The organism is Kitasatospora sp. McL0602 (genome assembly GCF_052076145.1).
Lineage (GTDB): Bacteria > Actinomycetota > Actinomycetes > Streptomycetales > Streptomycetaceae > Kitasatospora.
Genome location: NZ_CP197246.1, coordinates 2,229,038 through 2,243,031, shown reverse-complemented (window position 1 = coordinate 2,243,031; position 13,994 = coordinate 2,229,038). Strand labels below are relative to the sequence as shown.

General features: G+C 70.9%; 11 protein-coding genes. 4 read left to right on the top strand and 7 right to left on the bottom strand.

Features of this window, described 5'->3' with window-relative positions; all coding sequences use genetic code 11:
* Window positions 1-11: 11 nt before the first annotated feature.
* Entirely contained in the window at window positions 12-2,069 is a 2,058-nt protein-coding gene (locus ACR68M_RS10195) for a PIG-L family deacetylase (protein ID WP_441250119.1), read from the bottom strand.
* Window positions 2,070-2,213: 144 nt separating this feature from the next.
* On the opposite strand from ACR68M_RS10195, the gene ACR68M_RS10190 reads away from it, so the two are divergent.
* The 4 genes from ACR68M_RS10190 to cimA all read left to right on the top strand — a co-directional run bounded on the left by ACR68M_RS10190 (window position 2,214) and on the right by cimA (window position 7,111).
* The gene (locus ACR68M_RS10190; RefSeq protein WP_441250118.1) at window positions 2,214-3,251 is read left to right on the top strand and encodes a 3-isopropylmalate dehydrogenase; all 1,038 of its coding nucleotides are present in this window, start codon (window positions 2,214-2,216) and stop codon (window positions 3,249-3,251) included.
* A gap of 153 nt (window positions 3,252-3,404) precedes the next feature.
* Window positions 3,405-4,517, top strand: a complete 1,113-nt coding sequence (locus ACR68M_RS10185) for a branched-chain amino acid aminotransferase (protein WP_441250117.1) — start codon at window positions 3,405-3,407, stop codon at window positions 4,515-4,517.
* Between the two features lie 92 nt (window positions 4,518-4,609).
* Window positions 4,610-5,176, top strand: a complete 567-nt coding sequence (locus ACR68M_RS10180) for a Uma2 family endonuclease (protein WP_441250116.1) — start codon at window positions 4,610-4,612, stop codon at window positions 5,174-5,176.
* A gap of 324 nt (window positions 5,177-5,500) precedes the next feature.
* Window positions 5,501-7,111, top strand: a complete 1,611-nt coding sequence (gene cimA / locus ACR68M_RS10175) for a citramalate synthase (RefSeq protein ID WP_441250115.1) — start codon at window positions 5,501-5,503, stop codon at window positions 7,109-7,111.
* Window positions 7,112-7,221: 110 nt separating this feature from the next.
* Here the strand turns inward: cimA and ACR68M_RS10170 are convergent, their stop codons facing one another.
* From ACR68M_RS10170 to ACR68M_RS10145, 6 genes are all read right to left on the bottom strand, one after another.
* Window positions 7,222-7,806, bottom strand: coding sequence for a GTP-binding protein (locus tag ACR68M_RS10170; RefSeq protein ID WP_441250112.1), 585 nt, complete (start codon window positions 7,804-7,806; stop codon window positions 7,222-7,224).
* A complete protein-coding gene (locus ACR68M_RS10165) occupies window positions 7,787-8,500 on the bottom strand; it encodes a DUF742 domain-containing protein (RefSeq protein ID WP_441250114.1) in 714 nt (237 codons plus the stop codon). Before ACR68M_RS10165 ends, ACR68M_RS10170 begins: the two co-directional genes overlap by 20 nt.
* A gap of 161 nt (window positions 8,501-8,661) precedes the next feature.
* A complete protein-coding gene (locus ACR68M_RS10160; RefSeq protein ID WP_057232378.1) occupies window positions 8,662-9,075 on the bottom strand; it encodes a roadblock/LC7 domain-containing protein in 414 nt (137 codons plus the stop codon).
* Between the two features lie 10 nt (window positions 9,076-9,085).
* On the bottom strand, window positions 9,086-12,607 hold the full coding sequence (locus ACR68M_RS10155) for a nitrate- and nitrite sensing domain-containing protein (protein WP_441250113.1): 3,522 nt from the start codon (window positions 12,605-12,607) through the stop codon (window positions 9,086-9,088).
* Between the two features lie 366 nt (window positions 12,608-12,973).
* Window positions 12,974-13,558, bottom strand: coding sequence for a GTP-binding protein (locus ACR68M_RS10150; RefSeq protein WP_441250112.1), 585 nt, complete (start codon window positions 13,556-13,558; stop codon window positions 12,974-12,976).
* Complete coding sequence (locus ACR68M_RS10145; protein WP_441250111.1) at window positions 13,539-13,991, bottom strand: DUF742 domain-containing protein; 453 nt, start codon at window positions 13,989-13,991, stop codon at window positions 13,539-13,541. The genes ACR68M_RS10150 and ACR68M_RS10145 overlap by 20 nt, the downstream gene beginning before the upstream one ends.
* Window positions 13,992-13,994: the final 3 nt, after the last annotated feature.

The following is a 13,994-nucleotide window of genomic DNA, read 5'->3' as shown; positions in this document are numbered from 1 at the left end:
GTGGGGCCTGGTCAGCCCACCTCGGCCCATGCTCCGAACGGTCCGCCGGGGGTGTTCTGCCGGGCGGAGTACAGCAGGCCGTCGCAGCCGAGGGCGACGGCGACTGCGCAGCCCTTGGCATCGGTGCGGACGGTGGGGGTGTGGGCGAGCAGTGGGCCGCCGTGCTGCCACGCCTTGCCGGTGTGGAGGCCGACGTGCCCCTCGCCGTCGCGGACGGCGAGGGTGCCCTCGGTGGCGGAGACGCGGCCGAAACCACCCGGTGGGGTGGTTTCGGCGACGATCTTCCAGACCTCCGAGCCGGCGGCGCGCTCGGCGGTCAGCACCTTGGCGGACTTCGGCTCGCGGTAGTGCAGGCGCAGCGCGCCGCTCGCGGTGAGCAGGGCGCTGACCGGGCCGCCGGGCGTCGGCAGGCCGGTCGGCCGGGCCGGGCGGAGCGGGCCGCCGGGCTCGGTCGAGGCCCAGTGCACGACGGTCCGGGCGGGGGCGAAGACGTGCGTCAGCCCGTCCGCGTCGACGACGGCGCTCAGCCCGTCCTGGACGGCGGGCCCGGCCTCGGGCGGCAGCGGCAGGGTCGTCCAGTCGTCGTCGAGGGTGCGGACGGCGACCGAGCCGGACCAGCCGCGGGCGAAGACCTGCACAGTCCCGTCGGCCAGCGGCAACCCGGTCGGGTACCCGGACTCCATCGACTTCGCCGGTTCGTCGCCGTCCGGGGTTCCGAGGGCGGTCCACTCGCCGAAGCCGTCGCCGAGCTGCTCGCAGGTGACGATCTCGCGCCGGTGCTTGGCGGCCTGGTACTCCAGCACCGTCCGGACGCCGAACAGCCGCAGTTTGCCGTCCGGCTGCACCACGGCCTGGAGCTGGCCCTCCAGGCCGTCGCCGTCGATCCGGCGCGGGGTGCCCCAACCGGTGCCGGTGTCGGTCCAGCAGCTCGCCGCGCCGCCGAGCAGGGTGAAGGCGGTCAGCCGGCCGTCGGGCTGCCTGGCCAGCCACTCGCCGCTGCCGGGGGCGCGGTAGCGGGTGCTCTGCGCCCAGCCGTTGCGCAGGGCGCCGCCGCCGACCTTGCGGTCGCCGCAGCCCGCCGGATCGCCGCAGTCGCGGTCGTCCGTCCAGCCGTAGACGTCGAGCAGCTTGGCCTTGCGGGCGACGGCAGGGCCGTCCAGGTTGTGCGGGAGCCCGGCGTTGACGTAGCCGAGGTAGCTCTCCACCGAGGTCGACCGGCCCTTGCCGGCGGCGAAGTGCCGGGCCAGCGCGGCCTGCGCGAAGTAGGCCGAGTAGGTGTGGTCCTGGTGGTCGAGGGAGACCGGCCCGCCGGGGTGCCCGGGGGGCGGCGGCTGGAGCGAGTGCTCCGGGTTCGGGTCGAGCGTCCGGACGACGGTCGGGTGGTAGTGGTCCAGCACGGCGGTGAGCGTCGCGGTGAGCTCCTCGCGGCTGTACGCGCCGGGCAGCAGCCTGCTGCGGGCCGGGGGCAGCGTGGCGAGCCGCTCCGTCTCGCCGAGCCAGAGACCGCGCAGGCTCTCCGGCCGGGGCAGGCTGACGGCCCGCGCCTCGACCAGGGCGGGGAAGAGCAGCTGGATGTGCGGGGCGGCGCGCAGCGTGTGCTGCTCGATCTGGAGGCCGGGCAGGTAGGAGACCAGCTCGACGTCCCAGGGGCTGTTCTCGTCGCCGGTGGCCATCGCGCCGTACGAGGCGGCGAGCCCGTTGATCCGGGCCCTGGTGTAGCCGGGGCGGTCGGCGGGGACGCGGTCGCGCTCGCTGTGCAGCACGTTGCGGCCGTCGGACTCGCCGTCGGTGAGGCAGACCGTCACGCAGGCGGCGCCGGAGGCGACGGCCTGGTCGAGGTCCGGGTTCATGAAGTAGAGGTTGTCGTCCGGGTGCGCGATGACGTGCACGAAGGAGAAGCTGGTCGTGCCCCCCGCCAGCCCCGCCCCCACCACCGTCGGCTGTCCGAAGACCGTCCGCCCCCCGGGGGTCTCCCGGGTCGCCTCCCAGATGCCGTAACCGGCGGCCGGGGCCGCCAGCAGGCCGCCGGTCAGCCAGAGCGCACGGCGTCTGCTGATCGGTTCGCGCATTTTCTTGATCCCCCGTGAAGAAAGCATGAATACCGATCGATATTACCGAATGGTCCGGCTTCGCTCGAACCTCCCCGGTTCCCCGAATGTCCGAATGGCGGACACCGGGTGTCAGTCAATGGGACGCGGAGTAGTGTCCCAGACATGTCTCGTAGCCTTCGTCTCGCAGTGATCCCCGGTGACGGCATCGGCCAGGAAGTCGTGGCCGAGGGCCTCAAGGTGCTTGCCGCCGCCCTCCCCGCCGACGTCAAGGTGGAGACCACCGAGTACGACCTCGGCGCCCGCCTCTACAACCGCACCGGCGAGACCCTGCCGGACGGCGTGCTCGCCGAGCTGAAGACCCACGACGCCATCCTGCTCGGCGCCATCGGCGACCCGAGCGTGCCCTCCGGCGTCCTGGAGCGCGGCCTGCTGCTCAAGCTGAGGTTCGCCTTCGACCACTACCTCAACCTGCGTCCGGGCAAGCTCTTCCCCGGCGTCCAGGGCCCGCTGGCGGGCAACCCCCAGATCGACTTCGTGGTCGTCCGCGAGGGCACCGAGGGCCCGTACGTCGGCAACGGCGGCACGCTGCGCGCCGGCACCGAGCACGAGGTCGCCACCGAGGTGAGCCTCAACACGGCGTACGGCATCGAGCGGGTCGTCCGCGACGCCTACCGCCGGGCCGCCGCCCGCCCGCGCAAGAAGCTCACCCTCGTCCACAAGAACAACGTGCTGGTGCACGCCGGCCACCTCTGGGCGCGGATCTTCGCCGAGGTCGGCCAGGAATTCCCCGAGGTCACCACCGACTACCTGCACGTGGACGCGGCGACGATCTTCTTCGTCACCCAGCCCGAGCGCTTCGACGTGATCGTCACCGACAACCTCTTCGGCGACATCCTCACCGACCTCGCCGCGGCCGTCACCGGCGGCATCGGCCTCGCCGCCTCCGGCAACATCAACCCGACCGGCGAGTTCCCGTCGATGTTCGAGCCCGTGCACGGCTCGGCGCCCGACATCGCCGGCCAGGGCAAGGCCGACCCGACGGCCACCGTGCTCTCCGTCGCCATGCTGCTGGAGCACCTCGGCTTCACCGCCGAGGCCGCCAGGGTCGAGGCCGCCGTCGCCGCCGACCTCGCCGCCCGCACCGGCACCCGCTCCACCACCGAGGTCGGCGACGCGCTCGCCGCCCGAGTATCCGGCTGACGGGGCCGGGACAACACCTCTCGTACACGGCAGCCCTCCGGCTGTTCGGCACGGCCCTTGAGATGCGACTATCGACAGTGGGCCGTGCCTTCGTGTGTTCTCTCACCGACTGGCCCGCGCCCGGACCAACCCCACGGTGAAGGACAGACAGTCATGAGTACGCCCACCCAGGCGCCCATCACGTTCGACCTCAAGCCCTCCGCGACGCCGCTCTCGGACGCGGAGCGCCAGGCCCGGCTGGCGAACCCCGGTTTCGGCCGAGTCTTCACCGACCACATGGTCACCATCCGCTGGACGGAGGGCCGCGGCTGGCACGACGCCCAGCTCACGCCGTACGCGCCGCTGGAGATAGACCCGGCCAACATGACGCTGCACTACGGCCAGGCGATCTTCGAGGGCCTCAAGGCCTACCGCCAGGCCGACGGCTCGATCGCGACCTTCCGCCCGACGGCCAACGCCGCGCGGCTGCAGGCCTCCGCCCGCCGCCTGGCGATGCCCGAGCTGCCGACCGAGACCTTCGTCGAGGCCGTCGAGCTGCTCGTCCAGCACGACCAGGCGTGGGTGCCGAGCGAGCCGGAGCAGAGCCTCTACCTGCGCCCGTTCATGTTCGCCACCGAGGTCGGCCTGGGCGTCCGCCCGGCGAACGAGTACCTCTTCATGATCATCGCCTCCCCGGCCGGCGCCTACTTCCCCGGTGGCGTCAAGCCCGTCTCGGTCTGGCTCTCCGAGGACTACGTCCGCGCCGCCCCCGGCGGCACCGGCGCCGCCAAGTGCGCGGGCAACTACGCCGCCTCCCTCGTCGCCCAGGCCGAGGCCGCCGCCAAGGGCTGCGACCAGGTCGTCTGGCTCGACGCCGCCGAGCACCGGTGGATCGAGGAGATGGGCGGCATGAACCTCTACTTCGTCTTCGGCGAGGGCAAGGACGCCAAGGTCGTCACCCCCGAGCTCTCCGGCGCGCTGCTCCCCGGCATCACCCGCGACTCGCTGCTGACCATGGCCGCCGACCTGGGCTACGCCACCGAGGAGCGCCGCATCTCCACCGACGAGTGGAAGCAGGGCAACGCCGACGGCACCCTCACCGAGGTCTTCGCCTGCGGCACCGCCGCCGTCATCACCCCCGTCGGCTCCGTCAAGTCCAAGGGCGGCGACTGGACGGTCGGCGACGCCACCCCCGGCCCGGTCACCATGGAGCTCCGCAAGGCCCTCCTCGCCCTCCAGGGCGGCCAGAACCCCGACACCCACGGCTGGCTCCACAAGATCGTCTGACCCACACCGGCCGGGCGCTTCTTGTGGGGCGCCCGGCTGAGTAACCTCGGAGCAATCGACTCGTTGAGTGGTGAGGATCGGAGGGCGGCCCAATGAGTGCTGCGACGCACGACTGCACGGAGCCCCGGCAGGAGTCGGGCGACGACCTCCTCGAAGCCTTCCTGGCCCTTGACACCCCTGAGGGGTTCAAGGCGGAACTCATCGAGGGAGAGATCGTCGTGACTCCACCGCCGGACGGGGACCACGAGGGTGCGATCGGTTGGGTCATCAAAAGGATCATGCGGTTGTGTGGCGACGACATCCACGTGGCCGGCACCAAGGGCCTCGCACTGGCGTCCGACCGCTACATCCCGGACCTGACCTTCTATCGGGAGGGTGCATTCGAAGGCCAGCCCTCCTGGATGGTCCCGAACGGCGTCGTGATGGTCGTCGAGGTCACGTCCGGCCGCGCGCAGAAGGATCGCGAGGCCAAGCGCAAGGGCTACGCCTCCGCCGAGATCCCGCTCTACCTCCTGGTGGACCGCCAGCGCGACGAAGTTGTCCTGCACAGCGAGCCCCGCCACGGTGACTACCTCACCACCACCCGGGTCCCCGTCGGTGACCCGCTCCCGCTCCCCGCGCCGTTCGGGTTCGAGCTCTCCACCGACCGGCTGACCTGAGGCGTTTCGGATCGCGAGACGCCCCGGCCGGGATGCGGATGGTGTGCGAGACTCCGAGGGTGTCCTCGCTTTCGCTGATTATTAGCAGCAGGCGCGCCGGTCCGCAGTGACCGCTCCGCAGTGACCAATCTGTCCGGAGCATCACCAGCGTCCAGACCCGCGCGCAGACCTCTCGCACCCGCGAGGGGTTTTTTTGTTTCCCCGGACCGGCCGGAGCCCCTCACGAGGGGGCTCAGGGACACCGGGAGGCGCGCGGGATGCTGGACAGTGGAGCCGGAGAAATCCCGGCAACAGCAGTACTCCCCGAAACGGAGACCCAGGGCCATGACCGAGGTCAACAGCCGACCAGGCGACAGCTTCCACGTGTTCGACACCACGCTGCGCGACGGTGCGCAGCGCGAGGGCATCAACCTCACCGTCGCCGACAAGCTGACCATCGCCCGCCACCTCGACGAGTTCGGCGTCGGCTTCATCGAGGGCGGCTGGCCCGGCGCCAACCCCCGCGACACCGAGTTCTTTGCCCGCGCGGCCGCCGAACTCGACCTGAAGCACGCGCAGCTGGTGGCCTTCGGGGCCACCCGCCGGGCGGGCGGCAAGGCCGCCGAGGACCCGCAGCTCGCCGCCCTGGTCAACTCCGGCGCACCCGTCATCACCCTGGTCGCCAAGGCCCACGACCGGCACGTCGAGCTGGCCCTGCGCACCACCCTCGACGAGAACCTGGAGATGGTCCGCGACAGCGTCGAGCACCTCCGCGCCCAGGGCCGCCGGGTGTTCATCGACTGCGAGCACTTCTTCGACGGCTACCTCGCGAACCGCGAGTACGCCCTCGCGGTGGTCCGCACCGCCCACCAGGCCGGGGCCGACGTCGTCGTCCTCTGCGACACCAACGGCGGCATGCTGCCCGCCGGCGTCCGCGAGATCGTCGCCGACGTGCTGGCGAAGACCGGCGCGCGGCTGGGCATCCACGCCCAGGACGACACCGGCTGCGCCGTCGCCAACTCGCTGGCGGCGGTGGACGCGGGCGCCACCCACGTCCAGTGCACCGCCAACGGCTACGGCGAGCGGGTCGGCAACGCCAACCTCTTCCCGGTCGTCGGCGCGCTGGAGCTCAAGTACGACCGGCGCGTCCTCCCCGAGGGCCGGCTCGCCGAGATGACCCGGATCTCGCACGCCGTCGCCGAGGTCGTCAACCTCGCGCCCTCCACCCACCAGCCGTACGTGGGCTTCTCCGCCTTCGCCCACAAGGCGGGGCTGCACGCCTCCGCGATCAAGGTCGACCCGGACCTCTACCAGCACATCGACCCCGAACTCGTCGGCAACACCATGCGGATGCTGGTCTCCGACATGGCCGGCCGCGCCTCGATCGAGCTCAAGGGCAAGGAGCTCGGCTACGACCTCTCCGCCGACCGTGACCTGCTCGGCCGGGTCGTCGCCAAGGTCAAGGAGCAGGAGAACCTCGGCTACACCTACGAGGCCGCCGACGCCTCCTTCGAGCTGCTGCTCCGGGACGAGGTCCGCGCCAGCCGGGACCGCTTCTTCGTGCTGGAGTCCTGGCGGACCATCAGCGAGCAGGGCCCGAGCGGACTTGCGGGCAACGAGGCGACGGTCAAGCTCTGGGCCGAGGGCGAGCGCCGGATCGCCACCGGCGAGGGCAACGGCCCGGTCGACGCCCTCGACAAGGCGCTGCGGACGGCGCTGGGGGGGATCTACCCCCAGCTCGCCGGCCTCGAACTGGTCGACTACAAGGTCCGCATCCTGGAGGGCGAGCACGGCACGAGCTCCAAGACCCGCGTCCTGATCGAGTCCACCGACGGCAGCACCACCTGGTCCACCGTCGGCGTCGCCGACAACGTCATCGCCGCGTCCTGGCTCGCCCTCGACGACGCGTACACCTACGGTCTGCTCCGGGCCGGCGTCGAGCCCGCGGGCAGCTGAGGCCTACGGCCGACCACAGGGGCGCGGGGAACTGCGCGAAGCGGAAGGTGCGGCGAAGTACCTTCCGATTTCGCGCAGTTCCCCGCGCCCCTATCGGCTTGCCGAGTGCGTCAGCGCAGTCGTGCGAGGAGTGCGTGTTCGACGAGGGTGATGAGGGCGCTTTTGGCGCTGTCCCGGCGTCGGGCGTCGAGGGCGATGACGGGGGTGTCGGGGCCGAGTTGGAGTGCTTCGCGGACTTCGTCGGCGGTGTGGGGTTGGTGTCCGTCGAAGCCGTTGAGGGCGACGACGAAGGGGAGTCCTGAGTTTTCGAAGTAGTCGAGTGCGGGGAAGCAGTCGGCGAGGCGGCGGGTGTCGACGAGGACGACGGCGCCGATGGCGCCGCGGACGAGGTCGTCCCACATGAACCAGAAGCGGTCCTGTCCGGGGGTGCCGAAGAGGTAGAGGATGAGGTCTTCGTCGAGGGTGATGCGGCCGAAGTCCATGGCGACTGTGGTGGTGGTTTTGCCTTGGACGTGGCTGAGGTCGTCGATGCCTGCCGAAGCGGACGTCATGACGGCTTCGGTGCGCAGGGGGTTGATCTCGGAGACGGCGCCGACGAGGGTGGTTTTGCCGACGCCGAAGCCGCCTGCGACGACGATCTTCGCGGAGGTGGTGGCGCGGCTGGGGGCGGCCGCGTTAGAGCTTGCGAAGTCCACTGAGGACCCTTTCGAGCAGCGTGACGTCGGGCTGGTTGCCGGATTCGCCTCCGGCGGCGGGCTGGTGGATGGCGACGAGACCGGCCTCGGCCAGGTCGGCGACCAGGATTCGGGCGACCCCCAGCGGGATGTTGAGCAGCGCCGAGACCTCGGCGACGGACTTCACCTCGGTGCACAGCGTGCAGATCCGCTGGTGCTCCGGCAGCATCGTGGCGAGCCGCTCGGGGGCGACGTTCGCCGAGACCAGGGCCTCCAGCGCGAGTTCGTAGCGCGGGCGGGTCCGGCCACCGGTCATCGCGAACGGGCGGATCAGCGGGCCGGACTCCTCCTCGTCGTCGTACTCCTCGGCGTAGCCGGGGTCTTCGACGTGGCCGGGGTACTGGACCGGGTGCTGACCAGGATGCTGGCCGTGCTGCTGCCGGCCGTGCTGGGACTGCATCTGCTGCGAGCGCTGCACCTGTTCAGGGAAGCCCTCGCGCGACACCCGGTGATCGGGTGCGGAGGGAGCGTACTGCTGGTCCGTGAACGGGTTGAACTGCTGCTGCTGGTGCTGCTGTTGGCCGTAGTCGTACTGCTGGCCGTACTGCTGCTCGTACTGCTGACCGTGGCCGACGCCGGGGGCTCCGAAGGCGTCATGGCCGGTGCCAGGGTACGGAACGCCGTACTGGCCGCTGCGGTCGTCGGGCGGGGTCACGGTTCCTCTCCTCACATGGTGCGGCGGTGCGGTGCGAGCTCAGGTCCGAAGGCCTGGGCCGGTGGTGCGAAAGCCGTACAACGCCGATCCCGAGCCCGCATCAGCGGGCCCGGGAAGGGCAATGAGGTCTTTCGAATACCAGGACGGTATCCGACGAACCGTCAGTGGAGCAGGCTGCCCTGGAGTTCTGCACGAAGTGCGGGGGTGAGGACGGCGCCTGCGCGGTCGACGAGGAGGGCCATTTCGTAGCCGACGAGTCCGATGTCGGAGTCGGGGGCGGCGAGGACGGCGAGGGAGGATCCGTCGCTGACGGCCATGAGGAAGAGGAAGCCGCGCTCCATTTCGACGACGGTCTGGTTGACGTCGCCGCCCTCGAAGATCCGGCTTGCGCCGGAGGTCAGGGAGGTGAGGCCGGAGGCGACGGCGGCGAGCTGGTCGGCGCGGTCGCGGGGGAAGCCCTCGGACATGGCCAAGAGAAGACCGTCGGCGGAGACCACCACTGTGTGGGACACCCCGGGGGTGTTGTCCACGAAATTGGTGATCAGCCAGTTCAGGTTCTGTGCGGCCTGGCTCATCTGACTCAACTCAACGCTCCTGGTGGTTCGAGCCGCCGAAGAGATCGGTGCTGTTCTGCTGTCCGTTGCCGGACGGCCCCTGGTCGGGGTCGATCCGGAAGCTCCCGGTGGAGCCGGTGTCGCCGCTCGCGTTGCGGCCCTGCTCGACGCCACGACGCAGGTTGGTCAGGCGGCCGCGGACCTCCTCGGGGCTGCGGGAGACCTGCGGGCCTTCCTGCGGCGTGGGCTTCGCGTTGCCCGCGACGAGGTTCTGCTTGGGCACCCGGCGAGGCAGGCCGGAGGGGGTGGTGCCCCCGGCGGCGGGCTCGCGCAGCTGCTCGGCCCGCTGCCAGTCGCCGTCGTTGGCCGACTGCCACTCGCGGGCACTGTTCTGGCCGGTCGGGCCGGTCGGGCCGTAACCGCCGAGCGCCGACACCTCGTGGCTCTGCGGCTCGGCCGTCTCGGAGGTGTCCTTGGCGCCGGTGAACCAGTTCGGGGTCTCGCCGGTCTGCTCGCTCTGGCTGCCGGTCGCCCGGCCCGCCCCGAAGCCGTCGCCCGTCCGCCCGCCGGCCAGCTGCTGGCCGGGGCGCCGCTGCGGCAGGCCCGAGCTGAGCGTGTCGGACGAGGACGGTGCCGGCGGGAGCTCCGGCGGGTACGGGTGCCCGGCCGGCTCGTCGGCGCCGTACTGGTTGCCCTGGTACTGGCTGTCGGCGTACTGGTTGTCGGCGTACGGGCCGTCGGAGGAGTACCGGTTGTCGGTGTACTGGTCGTCCGCGTACTCCTGGTACCCGCCCTGGTGGCCCTGCTGGGCGTAGGAGGAGTCCTGGTAGCCGAAGGCGTCCGCCGACTGCGGCTGCGGGCGCCCGTACGGGTCCTGGTAGCCGCTGTCCTCGGCGTAGCCGTACTCGTCGGTGTACGGCTGCTGGGGCTGCCGGTAGCCGCCCTGGTACGCGTCCTGCCCGTACGGCTGCTGCTGGGGTGCCTGGTAGCCGTTCTGCCGGTCCTGATAGCCCGGGGGCTCCTCGGCGGCGACGGGCTCCTCGGCCGGCTCGTAGGCGGCTGCGGGCTCGAAGCCGTCGGCCTGGTAGCCGGACGTGAACTCGGTGTCGGCGCCCGGACCGGCCTCCAGCGCCGCGCGGCGGTGCTGGTCGAGCCGCTGGGCACGCTGCATGGCCTCCAGCGCGGGGCTGAAGCCACTACCGCCACCGGTGCCGGTGAGGTGGTCGTCGAAGCCGAGCTCGGCGGCGCTGCGGCCGCCGTCGGGCGCCCAGGAGTCCTGCTGCGGCTCCTGCTCGAAGATCCGGGAGACGGTGAACTGCTCCTCGGGCTCCGGCATGGCACGCATCTCGGTGACGTGCTGCGGGAGCATGACGAGCGAGGTCGTACCGGCCGACTCGCCCGAGGGGCGCAGCTGGACGCGGATGTCGTGCCGCTGCGAGAGGCGGCCGACCACGAAGAGGCCCATCCGGCGCGAGACGGTGACGTCCACCGTCGGCGGCTCGGCCAGCTTCTCGTTGATCTCGGCGAAGTCCTCGGCGGTGAGGCCGATGCCCTTGTCGTGGATCTCGACCAGCACCCGGCCGTCGGGCAGCCGGGTGGCGTTGACCAGCACCCGGGTCTGCGGGCTGGAGAACGTGGTGGCGTTCTCCAGCAGCTCGGCGAGCAGGTGGACGAGGTCGGTCACGGCGGCGCCGACGACCTCGGCCTCGGGGATGCCGGCCAGCTCGACGCGCTCGTACTGCTCCACCTCGGAGGCGGCGGCGCGCAGCACGTCGACCAGCGGGACGGGCGTGTTCCAGCGGCGGCCGCCCTCCTCGCCCGCGAGGACGAGGAGGTTCTCACCGTTGCGGCGCATACGGGTCGCGAGGTGGTCCAGCTTGAAGAGGCTCTCCAGCTGGTCCGGGTCGGCCTCGTTGTTCTCCAGCTCGGTGATCAGCGCCAGCTGCCGCTGGATCAGGCCCTGGCTGCGGCGCGAGAGGTTGGTGAAGATCGCGTTGACGTTGCCTCGGAGCAGGGCCTGCTCGGCGGCCAGCGAGACCGCCTGCTGGTGGACCTGGTCGAAGGCGCGGGCGACCTCGCCGATCTCGTCCTTGCCCCAGAGCGGGATCTGCTCGACGTGGGTGTCCACGCGCTCCGGGTCGGTCTTGGAGAGCTTCTCGACCAGGTCGGGCAGACGGTGGTTGGCGATCTCCAGCGCGGCGGTGTTGAGGACGCGCATGCCGAGGATCATCGAGCGGGCGATGAACCCGGTGAGCAGACCGGCCAGTGCGAGCGCGGCGATCACGATCGCCGAGTTCAGGATCGCGTCGGTCTGGGCGTTGGACTTGATGTCGGCGGCGTCGGCGACGACCTGGTCGAGCAGCGTCGACTCGGTGGTGCGCAGCGCGCTGAGGTGGCTGGCGGTGGCCTGCAGCCAGTTCTGCGGGATCAGACCCGCTTCCTGGGCGCTCCGGGAGGCGGCCGCGGCGACCTCGGGGCCGTCCCGCATGCCGTCGGAGGCGGCCTGCTGGTAGGCGAGGCCGATGTTCATCAGGCCCTGCATGGTCGGCACGGTGTGGCCGTCGGGCATCCGCAGCGGGGCACGGGCCTCGGACTGCGCCTCGGTGACGAGCGAGTTGGCGTAGACGCCGATGTCCGCGGCCGTCGAGCCGGTGTTGAACTCGTTGAGCGAGACCTGCTCCAGCTTGGCCGAAACCAGCAGCGACTCGATCAGGTCGACGTTCTCGTACCGGGTGGTGGCGCCCTGCGAGATGCCGACCAGCAGGCCGAGCATCAGCGAGCGCTGGGTCGAGGCGGAGGCCTTCGCGAGCGACATGGCGTAGATGGCGCGGCCACGGCTCGTGACGGAGGTCGAACCGAAGCCGACCGAGTTGTCGTAGGCCATCAGCGGCGCGATCAGCTGGGAGTACGCGGCCTGCGTCGCGGTGGCGAACAGCTCACGGCCGTACGCGCTGGCGCGCAGGTGCGGCAGCGAGCCGGCCATCTGCATGAAGGCGTCGTTGCGGCGGGCGAGCTGCGCGTCGTCGGCGACCTTGCTGAAGGCCGTCTTGTACGCGGCGAGGGCCTCGTCGCTCTTGGCGCGGAGCTTGGGGACGGTGCCCTGCGGGTCCTGGCCGATGAGCAGCGGTATCGCGCTGAGGTCACGCTCGGACTCCAGCGCGTCCGCGAGCTCGGTGGCGGCGCGGGCCAGCTGGGCGGTCTTCTCGGCGTGGTCGGCGGTGTTGAACTCGTCGATGGACGAGTTGACGCGCAGACCGCCGAAGACCAGGCCGATGACGACCGGGATCAGCAGGATCGCGACGAGTCGGGTCGGCACGCGCCAGTTGCGCGGTGCCAGGAACTCGTACCGGCCGGCGCTCGCGCCGCCGTTCTCGGGGCGCTTGGCCGCGCCGTCCGGCATCCCGGTGGGGGCCTGCGGCGCCGCTGCCACGGCAGTCCGGTCCTCGACCGGGCTGAACGCCGAGAACCCGGTGGGGCTTTGGCTGCTACCGCCCGGCTCGTTCTGGCGGGGCTCGGAGCGCCGCTGCGGGGTGACTGGCTGCTTACGCCTCACTCGACAACAACCTCTCGGCCGACTCGCGGCCATGGATCAATCCAGCGGCTGTCCCCCGCTTGCCGCAGCCCGCTGCTGGGTGGAACTGCCTATGAAGACGACGGGGTAGCTGGAATTTCAACACGTGGGCGGATGGGGGACAAACAGCCGTTCTTGCCCTATCCGACGGGGATAATTAGGACATTCAGTAACAGGTCGGGCAAAATTCTTGCCCGATGGTGCAAGCTGCTGAAGATCCGTCACGCTAGGTTATTTTCGATCTTTAAATGCCTACCGAACTGTTACCCGTGTCCGCGAACCTCCACGGACACGCCCGCCTCCACACCCGGACGGGCGAGGAGGCGGGGTGACGAGCGGCACGTCGAGTCAGCGCAGTCGTGCGAGGAGTGCGTGTTCGACGAGGGTGATGAGGGCGCTTTTGGCGCTGTCCCGGCGTCGGGCGTCGAGGGCGATGACGGGGGTGTCGGGGCCGAGTTGGAGTGCTTCGCGGACTTCGTCGGCGGTGTGGGGTTGGTGTCCGTCGAAGCCGTTGAGGGCGACGACGAAGGGGAGTCCTGAGTTTTCGAAGTAGTCGAGTGCGGGGAAGCAGTCGGCGAGGCGGCGGGTGTCGACGAGGACGACGGCGCCGATGGCGCCGCGGACGAGGTCGTCCCACATGAACCAGAAGCGGTCCTGTCCGGGGGTGCCGAAGAGGTAGAGGATGAGGTCTTCGTCGAGGGTGATGCGGCCGAAGTCCATGGCGACTGTGGTGGTGGTTTTGCCTTGGACGTGGCTGAGGTCGTCGATGCCTGCCGAAGCGGACGTCATGACGGCTTCGGTGCGCAGGGGGTTGATCTCGGAGACGGCGCCGACGAGGGTGGTTTTGCCGACGCCGAAGCCGCCTGCGACGACGATCTTCGCGGAGGTGGTGGCGCGGCTGGGGGCGGCCGCGTTAGAGCTTGCGAAGTCCACTGAGGACCCTTTCGAGCAGCGTGACGTCAGGCGTTCCGCCCGACTCGCCCGCAGCAGCGGGCTGGTGGATGGCGACGAGACCGGCCTCGGCAAGGTCGGCGACGAGAATGCGGGCGACCCCGAGCGGCACCCCGGCGAGTGCCGAGATCTCGGCGACGGACTTGACCTCCCGGCAGAGCGAGACGATCCGCTGGTGCTCCGGCAGCAGCCCGCCGGTGCGGTCCGCCGTCCCCGTGGTGGAGATCAGCGCCTCGATCGCCAGCTGGTAGCGCGGGCGCGTCCGGCCACCGGTCATCGCGTACGGACGGACCAGCGGCTGCTGCTCGTAGCCGTCGGACTGCTGGCCACCGTAGCCACCACCGGCCTGCTGGCCGCCGTAGCCACTGCCGTACCCGTTGCCGTACGAGCCGGCGGGTGTCGGGGGCGGGGTCATTGG

Bases quoted from the DNA above. Each gene is read 5' to 3' on its own strand.
- ACR68M_RS10160 (WP_057232378.1), bottom strand. From the start codon at position 9,075: ATGAGCCAGGCCGCACAGAACCTGAACTGGCTGATCACCAATTTCGTG.
- ACR68M_RS10190 (WP_441250118.1), top strand. From the start codon at position 2,214: ATGTCTCGTAGCCTTCGTCTCGCAGTGATCCCCGGTGACGGCATCGGC.
- ACR68M_RS10195 (WP_441250119.1), bottom strand. From the start codon at position 2,069: ATGCGCGAACCGATCAGCAGACGCCGTGCGCTCTGGCTGACCGGCGGC.
- ACR68M_RS10145 (WP_441250111.1), bottom strand. From the start codon at position 13,991: ATGACCCCGCCCCCGACACCCGCCGGCTCGTACGGCAACGGGTACGGC.
- ACR68M_RS10180 (WP_441250116.1), top strand. From the start codon at position 4,610: ATGAGTGCTGCGACGCACGACTGCACGGAGCCCCGGCAGGAGTCGGGC.
- cimA (WP_441250115.1), top strand. From the start codon at position 5,501: ATGACCGAGGTCAACAGCCGACCAGGCGACAGCTTCCACGTGTTCGAC.
- ACR68M_RS10185 (WP_441250117.1), top strand. From the start codon at position 3,405: ATGAGTACGCCCACCCAGGCGCCCATCACGTTCGACCTCAAGCCCTCC.